We start from the raw sequence: 13506 nt of genomic DNA, 5'->3' as shown, positions 1-13506 counted from the left end.
CCCACCCGTGCGTCGTTGGGATACGATGGGCCTTCCTCGAAGACCCGGTGACGTCACCCTCCCTCCAACGAGACCGCCACGATGACCACCGTTCGCCGCTCGTTCGCCCTGCTCGTCCTTGCTTCCTCGATGCCGTTCTCGGCGATCGGTGCCGAATTGCCGTCGAAACCGAACGTCATCGTGATCGTGGCCGACGATCTGGGCTACGCCGACGTCAGCTACCAGGGCTGTCGCGATTTCGACACGCCCCATCTCGACGCGCTCGCCGCGTCGGGCGTCGACTTCACCAATGGCTACGTGACCCATCCCTATTGCAGCCCCTCGCGCGCCGGCATCCTCACCGGCCGCTACCAGCAGCGATTCGGGCACGAGCACAATCCCCCCTTCGCGCCCGAGGACGACTCAATCGGCACGCCGACCGACGAGGTCTTTCTCGGTCAGCTCCTCAAGCGGTCGGGCTACGCCACCGCCGCCATCGGGAAGTGGCATCTCGGTGACGCCCCGAAGTTCCTCCCGCATCATCGCGGCTTCGACGAGTTCTTCGGCTTCTCCGCCGGCGGACACGACTACTACGGTCGCACCCGTGGGCCCCATCGCCGGATCCAGCGCAACGACAAGACGGTCACCGCCGAGGAGATCACCTACCTCACCGACGACTTCACCGACGAGGCGGTCTCGTTCGTCGAACGCCACCAGTCGGAGCCCTTCTTCCTCTATCTCGCCTACAACGCCCCGCATAGCCCCAACCACGCGACGCAACACTACCTCGACCGGACCTGGCACATTGAGGATGGCTTTCGCACCGTCTACGCCGCGATGATCCTTGGCGTCGACGACGGTGTCGGCCGCTTGATGACGACCCTCGACCAACTCGACCTGCGTGAGCGGACGCTCGTCTTTTTCATCAGCGACAATGGCGGCAGACTCGGTTCCGACAACCGGCCGCTACGAGGCCACAAGGGGATGCTCTTCGAAGGAGGGATTCGCGTGCCGTTCCTCGCGAGCTGGCCCGGCCATCTTCCCAAGGGAGTCGACTACGACGAGCCGGTCAGCGCTCTGGATATCTTCGCCACCGCCGCCGCGATCGCGGGCGCCGACACCTCCGCGATCAAGCCGCTCGATGGCGTCGACTTGATGCCTTACCTCACGGGGGAAAAGAAGGGTTCTCCGCACGACGCTCTCTACTGGCGCGTCATCGGTGGCCAGGGCTGGGCGATTCGCGAGGGGGACTACAAACTCGTCAATGCCGCCGCCCTCGACAAGAGGCAACTCTTCGACCTCGCGCACGATCCCCGCGAAACCCACGATCTCTCGAAGGAGCATCCCGAGATCGTCTCGCAACTCAAGAATCGCTACGATACTTGGAACAGCCAGCTCACCGCCCCGCGCTGGACCGACCCTCACGAGGTGAACGTCGCCAAGGAGCACAAGGCTGTCATGGATGCCCGCGACAAAGCCCTGCCGAAGTAAGTCCGCGCTCTGCCCCTCGCCCTGCCTGACGCAACGAAGGGTTGACGTGCCGTTCCTTCACGTCGCCGAACTCCCGCCCGGCGTCAATTGAGCCAGCGATAGCTCGTGTTCTTCCTTGATCGTGCCGTGCTGATCGATCAGACGAAACGTGACCGTCGGTTTCTCCTTGGAGGTGTCGAAGGTGAACTCGCCGAAGGCGACGAGATCGTTGCCTTGACGATCGCGGCCGCTGTAGCCGAAGAGCTGTTCGGGACAGTTCTTGACCAGGCCCGCTGGGCCGGAGACGCCGCCGAGCGTAGCCGGCTCGAACTCGTAGAAGTTGTAACCGGACGGCTGAGGGATGCGGAAACCGCGGGCGCCGTGCCGATCGCCGCTGATGAGCAACACGCCGCCAATGCCTTCCTCCTCGATCAGGCTGAAGAGCTCCTCGCGTGCCTCGGTGTCCCAGCTCCCCCACGAGTCCTTCGCCTTGCTGACGTAGTCGCTCCACATCGTGCCGCTGCTGATCACCTTGAAGGGAGCGGTTGAGTTCCTCAGCGTCTCCTTGAGCCACTCTTGTTGCCGCTCGCCCAGGTAGGAGCCGTACTTTCCGCGTCGCTTGCCGTCCCGGCACGAGCGCGTGTCGAGCATGATCACTTCCACCGGTCCCATGCGGGTGCTGAAGTAGATGCCCTCGCGCACCGAGTCCGCCGGCGGGTTGTTCCAGTTCTCGTGCCAAACCTCGCGGACATTGCCGACGTCCTTCGCGGTGAACTTCTTCGGGATGCCACTGAGGTCGTTGTCAAAGTAGTCGTGGTCATCCCAGGCCGCGAAAAGGGGGATGTTCCCCGCCAGCTCGCGCCACGGTCCGGAGACATCCCGCAGCTGGTAGTCGGCGCGATGCATGTTGACTTCGTTGTTGCGGTCGTCCGCCGCGATGTCTCCCAAGAGCAGCATCGCGTGCGGTTGGCGCTTGCGGATCTCACGGAAGAGATTCGGATTGTGAACGCCGATCTTGTGGCAACACGAGCCGAACGCCAGGCGAAAGCTTCCCCGGTCGCCTTCGGAGGGAGCCGTGGTGAACTCGCCCTGCCCGACGGTCTTTCCATCCGCGTGGAGCGCGTAGTCATAGCGCGTCTTTGGGGAGAGACCGTCGACCTGCACCCTCACCACGGAGCCGGGACGTGCCGAGGGCACCGCGTACGACTTGTCGCCGACGGCAATCGACATCGGCGTCTCGGTGGCCGGACGCAGCCAAAGGGTCACGCCATCGTCGCGCAGATCCCCGAGCATGGGGCCACCCATGAGGGTCAATCCGTGTCTCTTCGCGGCGTCGACGATTGCCGAATCGGTGAAGGTCGACTGCGCATTGGCGGCGAATGCTCTTCGGGCATCGAGGTAGAACTGCCGGAGATGCTCGGGCGGTTTGCCGTAGCTATCGAGCAAGCGGGTATCGATCTCGAGCGTACCTCGATGCGCTTCGCCGAGCGTGACCTTGTCCGAGGGCGCGACGGCCATGGCCCATAGTTGCCTCACCGAGGTGAGGGCGGTTCCCAGGGCGAGGAGGAAAGGTCGGCGTTTCATGGGTCATCCTGTGTTGGGTGAGGACGATTCTTCACCATAACCCCACGGGTATGGAAATGGAACGTTGTGTTGGGTCAAACGCTTTCAGCGTTTGGGCTCCTTGCGATTCCCAACCCAAGGTGCGCTGCGCGACCTTGGGCTGTGATGTCTAATGCCTTCGGCATATCGGAGAGGAGTTGTCATCGGTTCATCGGTTCATCGGTCATCGGTTCATCGGTTCATCGGTTCATCGGTTCATCGGTTCATCGGTTCATCGGTTCATCGGTTCATCGGTTCATCGGTTCATCGGTTCATCGGTTCATCGGTTCATCGGTTCATCGGTTCATCGGTTCATCGGTTCTTCGGTTCATCGGTTCTTCGGTTCATCGGTTCTTCGGTTCATCGGTTCTTCGGTTCATCGGTTCTTCGGTTCATCGGCTAAGTGCGGAAAGTGTCCATCTCTCTGATACAACGGCAACGCCGTTGGACAACACAGCCCAGCGTCGCGCAGCGCACGCTGGGTCACCGAACAACCAATATCCCAAACCCTGCAAGGGTTTGACAAGGACGAGGCAATGGCGCAATCGCTCGCGAAGGTGTATCTTCATCTCGTCTTCTCGACCAAAGGTCGCGTTCCTTTCCTGAAGGAGCGCGATGTCCAGTTGAGGCTGCACGCTTACCTTGCCGGCGCGAGTGGCAACCTTGATTCACCGTCGGTGACGGTCGGAGGCGTCGAAGACCATGTCCATATGCTTTGCCGATTTGGTAGGAACCTCGCGATTGCGGATCTTATTCGTGAGTTGAAGCGACAATCGAGCAGGTGGATCAAGGAGGAACATCCACGCCTCCACGATTTTCAATGGCAACAGGGATACGGAGCCTTCTCCATCAGTCCCTCCCACGTCGGCGCGCTATCGACCTACATCGCCGAGCAAGAGGAACACCATCGCCACAAGTCCTTTCAGGAGGAGTTTCGGACGTTGTGCGCCAAGTACGGGGTGGAGCTTGATGAGCGGTACGTTTGGGACTGACGGGAAGATGTCAAACCCTTTCAGGGTTTGGATTCACTTCGATCCCCAACCCAAGGTGCGCTGCGCGACCTTGGGCTGTGATGTTCAATGCCTACGGCATATCGGAGCGGAGGGTGTAGACATCGGTCGCGGATCACGGCTGTGATGTCCAAAGCCTTCGGCATATCGGAGCGGAGGGTGTAGACATCGGCCGCGGTTCACGGCTGTGATGTCCAATGCCTTCGGCATATCGCAGCGGAGGGTGTAGACATCGGTCGCGGATCACGGCTGTGATGTTCAATGCCTTCGGCATATCACAGAGTTTCGTCAGCCGATCAACGGATCAACGGATCAACGGGTCAACGGGTCAACGGTCGAAGAATGAGGGGGGGAGATGTCGGCGTCATTGAGATCGACGGCAACGTCTGTCACCGGTGCCCGACGCCTCGGATACCGCGGCGATCCCAACAACGGCAACGCCGTTGGACAACACAGCCCAGCGTCGCGCAGCGCACGCTGGGTCACCGAACAACCAATATCCCAAACCCTGTAAGGGTTTGACCGTTGTCACCAACGATGCCATCCCCATGACACTGGAGATGGCATCGCGATGATCGTGTGGTGCTCGTCGACGGCACGGACTACTTGCCGGGCTTCGGAAGAAGGGCCTCGAACATCGTGCCGGTGCGGTGACGCCAACTTGGCCAATCGGAGGTGTCGTTGACTTGGCCACCGAGCACCTTGATGCCGTGCTCCTTGAAGATCGTGGCGAACTTCGCGGCGACCTCGCCGAGATCCCAGTTCTCATCGGGGTTGGTAAAATCGTAGCGGCCCCACTCGAGATAGACCGTCAGCGGCTCGCGATTGTCCTTCTTCAGCAAGCCGAAGATGACCGGCTGTAGCATGTCGAAGAGATAGAGCGACTGGCAACCGATCTTGCCGACCTTCTCCCGCGCCGCGAGGCCTCCCCAGAGGGAGAGGAAGCCGCCGTTGCCGGCTCCGACGGAGAGCCGAGCGTCGCGGTCGTCGATTGTTCGGTAGTCGCCGTCGATCAGCGGGATCAGTTCGTTGGCGAACATTCGTTCATAGCCCGCCGCTCCCATCAAGGGTTGAAACCCTCGTTGGATCGAAACGAGGATGAAGGGCGGCAGCTTCTTCTCGGCGATGAGCAGGTCGGCCAGCCCGATGATCTGCCCGTACCGTTCGGCCACGATGCCGTCGTGGAAGTAGGCGACGGGGTAGCGATCCTTCGCGCCCTCGTAGCCGGGCGGAAGGTAGATGCGGAGCGGAATCGTCTCCTTCATCGCCTCGCTTTCGAGGCTTCGCTCGACGACCGAACCGAGCAGCTTGCGGCCCTGTTCCTTGGTGTCGTCGCGGCCCTTCCATTTCGGCATCGCGAACCACGACATGGTGTGTGGCTCGCCCATCTGGAAGAAGTTCATCTCCATCTCGGGGCGGAGGTTCCAGTTGGAGGCGGTTCGCTTGTTGAGCGGGTCGAGCTTCTCCTGAAAATTCTCGACGAAGATGTAGTTGGCCCGTTGGTCGGGGGGGAGTTCGGTCGCGTAGTAGAAGAGGTCGGTGCCCGGCACGCGGATCATCTTGCGTTCCTGCCGCGAGCCGAAGAGGTCGCTGCCGACCGCGACGTCCTCGCTGGGACTGCGGTAGACGAAGTGGGCGATGTTGCCGTCGACAATCGGGAAGTCGGCCTGCGATTCGAGGAACGCGGTCACGACCGCTTCTTTGTCCTCGGCCTTGGCGAGCCGCTTGAGGAAGGCGTCGAACTTGGGGCCGACCGATTGCTCCTCGGCAATCCGGTAGGGCTTCGATCGCTCGGCGGGGACGATGTCGACGCGGGCGACCTCGCCGTTGCCGCGAAGGTAGATCGCGTCACCGGCGACACTGGGGTGGCACCAAACAAGGTCGTCGAAGACCTGGGTGCCGGCCAACTCCTCGTAGCCCTCGGGGGAGGCCTTGGCGAGATGGAGGCTGCCCCGTTTGGTGGCGATCACGAGATGGCCGTCGGCGAGTGACAGGAAGCCGTCACCGGGTTCGCGTGATTTCCAGAGCGCCTTGCCCGTCTCGGCGTCGACGCAGGTGAGGAATCGCGAGCTGAAGGCATAGAGCTTGCCATCCAGGGCGACGGGGACGTTGTAGCTGTTGCGGATGTTGCGGTTTTCCCACAGGGTGGCGGGCTCGCTGTCGGGGTGTCGCGAGGAGATCGAGACCAACTTCGACTTGTTGTCGTCGTGGGCGAGGAAGATCTTGGCGTCGCCGGTCGGGACGGGAATCAGGCTGAAGGCGCCACGGGCGCCCATGCCGCCGTGCGCGGTTTCCCAGAGGATCTTGCCGTTGGTGGGGTCGATGCCGAGGAGCTTGGTGTTGCCGGCGACGAGCAGTTGTCGCTTGCCGTCGATGGTGACCTCGACGGGGGATTGGTAGGTGCCGGCGTCATCGCCCGCTTTCCAGCGGAGTTTGCCCGTCGTCAGGTCGAAGGCATGCAGGAGTTTCGCGGGAGGGCCGAGTTCCACCAGGACCAAGTCGTCGACGAGGATCGGCGAGGTGCCGAAGCCGTAGAAGGGCAGGGGGGCTTCGTAGTCCTTCTGCAAGTCGTGCTCCCATGCGACCGAGCCGTCGTCGAGCTTGAGGGCGACGAGCCGGCCGTACGGGCCGAGGCAGATCGCCAGGCCGTCGGCCAGGAGGGGCGTCGCGATGGGGCCGTCGAAGGAACCGTCGTGGCCCGGGTACATCTTGCCGAGCCGGTGGCGCCAGAGTTCCTTGCCGGTCTTGGTATCGAGGCAGATGGCGACATCGGACTCGCCGTCGGCGAAGCAGGTGACTGCCTTGTTCCCGGCGACTGCGACGCCGGAGCAACCGCTGCCGAGTTCTTTCTTCCAGCGGGGGGCGAGCTTGACCGAGCCGGTGCGGGAGAGAAGGCCCAGCCCGGAGGCGTGCCCATCGACGTTGGGGCCGCGGAACCCGGGCCAGTCCCCTTCAGGGGCGGCGGCGGCCGCGGTGCCTAGGAACGGTCCGACCAAAAGGACGGCGAGCAGAGCGAGCGATCGACCCATGAGTCTTTCCTCCAAATGGGGATGCCGGCGGCGCGCTTTGGGGCGGAAAGCGACGAAAACGCGCCGAAATGACTCGATTCCGAACCAAAAGGAACCAAAAAGCGTCCGATCCGACGCGAAAGGGAACAGAAAAGGCGCCGAATCGGTCATCGAGCCGAGCGAGTGCCGCCATCGTCATATGGAGGCGGGGGGATTTTGGAATGCCAATTCCGAAAATAGCCCATGCGAGTCCCGAACGAGCGCCGGGTCGCTTGCCGGGGCGGCAAGATCGCGTCCCCGCCCATGCCGTGGGAGCTACTTGTCGTTGCCGAGGTGCGCGTTGAGTCGCTCTTCGAACTCGTGGTAGCGAAGTACCTGATAAAGCTCCGCCCGCGCCTGCATCGACTCGAGCACCGACTCCTGGGAGCCCTCCTGGCGAATCGCCTCGAAGACCCGTTGAGCGGCGAGGCTCGCGGCCCGAAACGCGGAGAGCGGGTAGAGCAAGAGCTTGACGCCGACCTCGCGCATCGCGTCGACGGAGGTGATCGGAGTCTTGCCGAATTCGGTGAGGTTTGCCAGCACCGGCACGGGGACCGCCTGGGTGAAGGCGCGAAAATCCTCGGGGCTGGTGAGTGCCTCGGCGAAGATCATGTCGGCGCCCGCGTCGATGTAGGCCAGACTTCGCTCGATCGCGGCGGGGAGCCCTTCCACCGCCACCGCGTCGGTCCGCGCCATGATCGCGAATTCCTTCCGCCTTCTTCCCGCCTGGGCGGCGCGGAGCCGTTCGAGCATCTCGGCGGTTTCGACCAGGACCTTGCCGGGACGATGCCCGCACCGCTTCTCGGCGACTTGATCCTCCATGTGGATTGCTGCCACTCCGGTGTCATCGAGGAGGCCGATGGCTCGTTCGATCATCAACGGTCCGCCGAAGCCGGTGTCGACATCGACCAGCAGGGGCAGCGTGACCGCCCCGAGAATCCGCCGGGCATCCTCGAGGACGTTGTCGAGCGTCGTCATCGCGAGATCGGGTAAGCCGAAGGAGGCGTTGGCGACGCCGGCCCCCGAGAGGTAGATCGCGCGGAACCCGGCCTGTTGGGCCAAAAGCGCGTGGTAGGCGTTGGTCGCCCCGACGATCTGAAGCGGGGTCTCCTCGCGGAGGGCATCCCAGATGCTGGGATTCCCGGAGGCTTTCGATGCGGGACTCATTCGTCTGTTTCCTTGTAGTTGCCTCTTATAAGCCGTCTCATTGGTTCCAGTAGGTGACCACTTCTTTGCAGCCTCGCTCTCGATTGTGACGGGAGCAACTCAAAACTGTGTTGTCTATCGTGTAAACACCGCCACGCTTTCCCGGCATTATCCGGTCGAGGTCAACTTCGCAGGTGCATTCGCCTGCAACCTTGCCTTTGTAGAAGCATTGGGGTGATCGTGCCTTACTCGCGTGATCGAGGATGATGAGGCGTTTCTGGCGATGCTCTGCGTTGAGCTTTCGGAACTGGTTCACGGAAAGCAGAATGTGTTCGAAACGATACTGGCCGATTCGGTCCGTGGGCAGCAATGAAATCACCTTCTGAAGGACCCACTCTCGGCCAACATCCGATATGAGTAGCGATTCACTGCGTAAAAACTCCGGATCTTCGTAGACCGTTCGTATTGCTTCTTGTAGAGGTAGGTCCTCGAATGTAACAAATAGTCTTGGGATGATTGGAGTCTTCATGTGCCGCTATACTAGTGTACTGTTTGCGAGTTGAGCGAACTTATGTCGCCCGCGATATCGCTTGTTGGGAATCGCAGATCTCGGAGTTCACCCTGTGTTCACCGTGACCCTGCGTTACCGAATAGATACGTGTCTGAATGAAACACTACACTAGGCTCTGTGTTGTCTCTTGCTGTTGTAGGAGACGTAGGTCACTAATTGGTTCAGCTTGAAGTCCGGCTCCTCATCACATCGTTTCTGAGCAGCGTCGAGTTCAGCTTTGAGTTTCTCTTTTGTGCAAATGAAGCCTGCAGCCCGTGCATGGGACCAATGTCGCGGAACTTTTCTTCTGGGACGTAGCTCAATGACTTTGGAGAATGTCGTTCCCAAAATGGTTGATCCACGATTGAGCGGACTCTCCTTTGGATGTCTAGTGTTTCCCCGACATAGATGCACTCTGAGTCGCTTGTCACAATGTACACGCCGGGGATAGGGGGTACCGAGTCAATATTATTCAAATCGATTGGTTGCGAAAGCCGACGGGAAGTTACCGTCTTGAATCCCTCATTGGCGAACTCTCGAGATCTCTGTGATCTCTTCCTTATCGCGAGCGCTGCCCAGCGATATTCGAAAGGTGTCTTCCCTGGAAATATGGACTTGGCCCATTTGTCAAAGTCAGCAGCGAGCGATGGATTACAAAGTATCTCGTCAAGAGTAGTGTCGTACTCTGTGCAGATAATATGCATCGCGATCTCACTTGCGAAACTGTATCTGTCCATGTCCGCAAAAGTGAGCCGACGTATCTTGTTGTTTGCTTTCGGTAGTTTCCCTGACTTTCGGATGCGTAGGAGGAGTCGGTTCCAAACAACAGCCGCTCCCCGAAGTCCTCTTCCTCGGCAGGCGGCGACAAACTTCTTGTTCAAAGCGGGGTCGCAGAGCAGAAAGTCAGTCGACTTTCCGTCGCACGTCTCCTGGTACGCTTCGATGATTGCTCGCTCTGTCGGTTCGTCAACGAATACTTTTTGAGGCTTTGCGCGGCCGCTCTTGGTGGTCGGGGCGCTGGCGATGGGATCCTCGGGACCGTCGAGGGGATCGCCCGGCTTGGTCTTCGCGAGTCGTTCCACGATGCGGGTCGCGTATTCTTTCGAGAGTTCGCTGCCAATCCATTGACGACCCAGCTTCTTGGCGACGGCGAGAGTCGTGCCGCTGCCGCCGAAGGGATCGAGCACCAGTTCGGTCGGGTTGCTGGAGACGCGGATGATTCGTCCGAGAAGCTGCTCGGGCATCTGGCAGCCGTGAAAGCCCTCGCGCTCCTTGAAGGTGCCGGCGACACGCGCGTAGTACCACGTGTCGTGCCTCGGGGCGAAGCCGCCTGGAGGGGCGTCCTGCGGGCGGAGGATCCAGGTGTTGTCGGGGAGTCGTCCCTTCGGATTGGCGCGGTTGTCGGCGTAGACGAGTTGCCGGGCCGAGGGCACGCGAACGTCGGGATGCTCGGCGTTGAAGGTGAAGTCTTCGGGATCCTTGACGAAATGGAACAAGTGCGTGTGCGAACGGCTAAAGCCCCGCACGCAATTGACGCCGAACGTGTAGTACCAGATCACCCAACTGCGGCAGTGAAAGCCGACGTCCTCCTGGGCGATCAGCTTGAGTTCGGCGGCGTACTCGTCCCCGATCGCGAGCCAGAAGGTGCCGTTGTCCTTGAGGGCGCGATAGACACCCGCGATCCAATCCTTTGACCACGCCAGGTACTCGCGGCGGCCCTTGCGGTCATCGTACTCGTCGTACTCGTAGCCGATGTTGAAGGGGGGATCGGCGAAGACCAGGTCGACGCAACCGGCGGGCAGGGCTCGCAGCGTCTGGACACAATCGCCCTGAATGAGCGTGTTGCGGGGAATCTCCAACCTGGTCGCCTCCTGTGCGTTCAAGGGGGTGTTCCGCGTGGGAAACCGCGGCCGGGCCATCGCGGGCGAACCTGCCTCAACGAGGGCTCGCGCCTGGCCGTCGAGCCGTGCGCGAGACGATCTTCCGTCCGTGAACCTGAAGTTGACAATTGTACATTTGTCGCGCGGGGCGACAAGGAATCGGGCGGCGTGTCGAAATCGCCAGAGGATCCATCAAACCACGTCAGGCGTACGTATCAAGAGGTAGCCGAACATATTTCTCCTCGCGACGCGAACTTCTCCGCGACTGGTCGGACGGCCCGTCGATTTCCGCGGGTTTAGCCGCCGTGACGCGAACGCTCCGAAGTGAGGGGACCACACGACAACAACCTGTTGAAAGGGATGGAACCATGGGCATGTACGATCGCGACTGGTACCGCGACGAGTACGCATCGCGGCAGCAAGACGGCTTCTCGGGGCTCTGGAATCGCTTCCGCCGATGGTGTCGCCAACTGTCCCAGTGAACCGTGACTTCACTCGGGACGGCGACCCTCGGCGCTCATTCCCCTCGCGTGGGTATGCCGAGAGGACAAACGCTCGCACGGCGGGATCGCGCCCGCCGCTTGGCGAGACCTTGGTTGGACTTGCGGATGATACAATAGCGGACGGGTGGTTTCGGGAGGCGAATCCGGCTTCGTGCCGTCTGATGATCGCGTCTTGAAACCACCCGTCGGCGTTGGTCATCCCAAGCAACCAAGGGAATCCGAGTCATGCACTCCATCACGTTCCCCCTTGTGGTCGCGGCTATCCTTCCCCTCGGCGCCGACTTTTCCGTAAACGATGCCAAGCCGGCCGCGTTTCACTCTTCCTATTCCGGTCTGGCGTACGATTCGGTCCGCCGGCTCTACGGAGTCGAGCAGACCAGGCATCGCGTGATCCAGTTTGATGGGGTGATGAAGCTCGTCATCGCGGGAACCGGCGATCCCGGCTACTCGGGCGACGGCGGGCCGGCAAAAGAGGCCCAACTGCGCGATCCGACCGGCATTGGCTTCGATCGCGACGGTAACCTCTACATTTCCGACACCGGCAATCACGTCGTGCGTCGCGTCGATGCTTCGACGGGAGTGATCACGACGGTCGTCGGCAACGGGGCGGAAGGCAACTCGGGGGACAAGGGACTTGCGGTCGAGGCCGAGCTGACCCAACCAACCGGGCTGGCGTTTGACCAGCATGGGCGCCTCTACATCGCCGATTCCGGAGCGGACTGCGTCCGCCGAGTCGACCTCACGACGGGCGTGATCGCAACGGTGGCGTCGGCCGATGGGACGAAGGGTTTCCTGGGCCCCTACGGTCTTGCGAGCAACGGCGAAGTACTTTGGATCACGCTCCAGCGAGGCAGCGCGTTGGCTCGCTTGCGACTCGGTTCGGAGCCACGGATCGTCCTTCCGCGGGGGCTGGGGAGTGAGGAGTCGCTTTCCAAGCCGGAGGGGGTGGCGGTCGGGCTCGACAACAATCTCTATGTCGCGGACACGGACAACAATCGCGTCTGCGTGCTCAGCCCGTTGACGTTCACCTTTGTTCGGCCTCCAATCGAGACGCAACGCCCTCGAGCCTTGGTGGTCATTCCGCCGCTGGGGCCGACGATCGCCTCGGCGCTCGATGCCTCCCTAATCAATGTTGGCGGCGAGGTCTACGGCGGGCTCGGCTACACCCGTTCGCGCGGCGGCTTTCGTCCCAACGTCGGGTCTCCCGTTCGCGGAGCCCGCTTGCCCCCAATCCAACGCATCGACTACTCACGCATCCAACCGAGCGGAAGCTTCTTTCCCAGGACCGCCCCACGAAATCCGTCGCCGTGAGAGAGGAGGGGGAGTAGAGAGGAGATCGGAGAAAGTAGAGAGGAGAGCTGTGTGCGAGGGAGATAAGAAGACCCCCTCTGACTCCCCCTTGGACAAGGGGGAGCATGAGAGAGGAGAGGGAGCCGCGCCGCGGCGGCCGATTTACTCGGGAGCGGGCTCTTCTCCGGGGACCATGACCATCCAGCCGACGCCGAACTTGTCGGTGAGCATCCCGTAACAGGGCGAAAAGAAGGTCGGTCCGATTGGCATGTCGATGGTCCCGCCGTCGGCCAACGCGTTGAAACAGCGCGTCGCATCCTCCGGAGAGCCGATGGTCAGCGCAAGCCGGAAGCCGTCGAAGTTGGCGCTCTTGTCGTCGCACCCGTCCGAGGCCAGGACCAGGGTCTCGCCAACCCGGAAGTCGCTGTGCATGATCTTGTTCTCGAACCCCGACTGGAGCATGCACTCGGGAGCCTGGTCGGGGCTCTCGCTGAACCGCAAGACCATGCCGACTTGGGCGCCGATCGTCTTCTTGTAGAACTTGAGCGCTTCCTCGCAGCGACCACCGAAGAAGAGATAGGGGTTCACGACCGAGCCCCGCATCGCGATGGTGTCGCGCAGTTGTTGTTCGTGGGCTGAGAACTTACCGCTCGGATCCCACTCGGCGAAATCCTCCATCTCGTAGAGGGGCCGAATGTCGATGTCCGAGTCTTCCAGCATCGGATTCGGACAACGTTTGACCCACTCGATCGCCTCGTCCATCGACTTGACGTTCCAGAGCCAGTAGCCGGCGACCAGTTCCTTGGTTTCGATGAAGGGACCATCCGTGACGGTACGGTTTGTCCCCGAAAAATGAACCCGGACCCCTTCGGAACTCGGTTTGAGCCCGTCGCCCGCTTGCATGATGCCGGCGTTGACGAGTTCCTCATTGAACTTGCCCATCTCGGTCATGAGTTGCTCGCTCGGCATCTCGCCTGCTTCGGAGCTCTTCGTGGCTTTGACCATCACCATGACTCTCATGCGTTCGTC

At 61.5% G+C, this 13506-nt stretch carries 8 protein-coding genes; 3 read left to right on the top strand and 5 right to left on the bottom strand.

What is annotated here, in order from left to right; all coding sequences use genetic code 11:
- The first annotated feature begins 81 nt into the window (after positions 1-81).
- Positions 82-1470 carry a sulfatase-like hydrolase/transferase gene (locus tag Pan216_RS00785; RefSeq protein ID WP_419193119.1) on the top strand — a complete coding sequence of 463 codons (1389 nt, stop codon included), beginning with the start codon at positions 82-84 and terminating at the stop codon, positions 1468-1470.
- Between the two features lie 57 nt (positions 1471-1527).
- Here the strand turns inward: Pan216_RS00785 and Pan216_RS00780 are convergent, their stop codons facing one another.
- Positions 1528-3033, bottom strand: coding sequence for an alkaline phosphatase D family protein (locus Pan216_RS00780; RefSeq protein ID WP_419193118.1), 1506 nt, complete (start codon positions 3031-3033; stop codon positions 1528-1530).
- Positions 3034-3587: 554 nt separating this feature from the next.
- Here Pan216_RS00780 and tnpA point away from each other — a divergent pair.
- The gene (tnpA, locus tag Pan216_RS00770; RefSeq protein WP_145253439.1) at positions 3588-4043 is read left to right on the top strand and encodes an IS200/IS605 family transposase; all 456 of its coding nucleotides are present in this window, start codon (positions 3588-3590) and stop codon (positions 4041-4043) included.
- A gap of 620 nt (positions 4044-4663) precedes the next feature.
- On the opposite strand, the gene Pan216_RS00765 is transcribed toward tnpA, so the two are convergent.
- The 3 genes from Pan216_RS00765 to Pan216_RS00755 form a co-directional block, all read right to left on the bottom strand.
- Entirely contained in the window at positions 4664-7090 is a 2427-nt protein-coding gene (locus Pan216_RS00765) for an outer membrane protein assembly factor BamB family protein (RefSeq protein WP_419193117.1), read from the bottom strand.
- A gap of 294 nt (positions 7091-7384) precedes the next feature.
- Positions 7385-8275 (bottom strand): methylisocitrate lyase, encoded by an 891-nt coding sequence (gene prpB, locus Pan216_RS00760; protein WP_145253435.1) that lies wholly within the window; start codon positions 8273-8275, stop codon positions 7385-7387.
- Between the two features lie 711 nt (positions 8276-8986).
- Positions 8987-10687: a DNA methyltransferase gene (locus Pan216_RS00755; RefSeq protein ID WP_419193116.1), complete on the bottom strand. Its 1701-nt coding sequence runs from the start codon at positions 10685-10687 to the stop codon at positions 8987-8989.
- A gap of 725 nt (positions 10688-11412) precedes the next feature.
- On the opposite strand from Pan216_RS00755, the gene Pan216_RS00750 reads away from it, so the two are divergent.
- Positions 11413-12498 (top strand): NHL domain-containing protein, encoded by a 1086-nt coding sequence (locus Pan216_RS00750; protein WP_145253431.1) that lies wholly within the window; start codon positions 11413-11415, stop codon positions 12496-12498.
- 141 nt (positions 12499-12639) lie between these two features.
- Here Pan216_RS00750 and Pan216_RS00745 read toward each other — a convergent pair whose 3' ends face one another.
- Entirely contained in the window at positions 12640-13497 is an 858-nt protein-coding gene (locus Pan216_RS00745; RefSeq protein ID WP_145253429.1) for a YciI family protein, read from the bottom strand.
- Positions 13498-13506: the final 9 nt, after the last annotated feature.

It is taken from the genome of Kolteria novifilia, assembly GCA_007748055.1.
Classification (GTDB): Bacteria; Planctomycetota; Planctomycetia; order Kolteriales; family Kolteriaceae; genus Kolteria; species Kolteria novifilia.
Note: the sequence above shows the minus strand (reverse complement) of the source record. Positions and strands in the feature narration are given on the sequence as shown.

What these genes read in the sequence shown, in the direction of transcription:
- prpB (WP_145253435.1), bottom strand. Translation starts at nt 8,275, where the DNA reads ATGAGTCCCGCATCGAAAGCCTCCGGGAATCCCAGCATCTGGGATGCC.
- Pan216_RS00745 (WP_145253429.1), bottom strand. Translation starts at nt 13,497, where the DNA reads ATGAGAGTCATGGTGATGGTCAAAGCCACGAAGAGCTCCGAAGCAGGC.
- Pan216_RS00750 (WP_145253431.1), top strand. Translation starts at nt 11,413, where the DNA reads ATGCACTCCATCACGTTCCCCCTTGTGGTCGCGGCTATCCTTCCCCTC.
- tnpA (WP_145253439.1), top strand. Translation starts at nt 3,588, where the DNA reads ATGGCGCAATCGCTCGCGAAGGTGTATCTTCATCTCGTCTTCTCGACC.
- Pan216_RS00785 (WP_419193119.1), top strand. Translation starts at nt 82, where the DNA reads ATGACCACCGTTCGCCGCTCGTTCGCCCTGCTCGTCCTTGCTTCCTCG.
- Pan216_RS00780 (WP_419193118.1), bottom strand. Translation starts at nt 3,033, where the DNA reads ATGAAACGCCGACCTTTCCTCCTCGCCCTGGGAACCGCCCTCACCTCG.
- Pan216_RS00765 (WP_419193117.1), bottom strand. Translation starts at nt 7,090, where the DNA reads ATGGGTCGATCGCTCGCTCTGCTCGCCGTCCTTTTGGTCGGACCGTTC.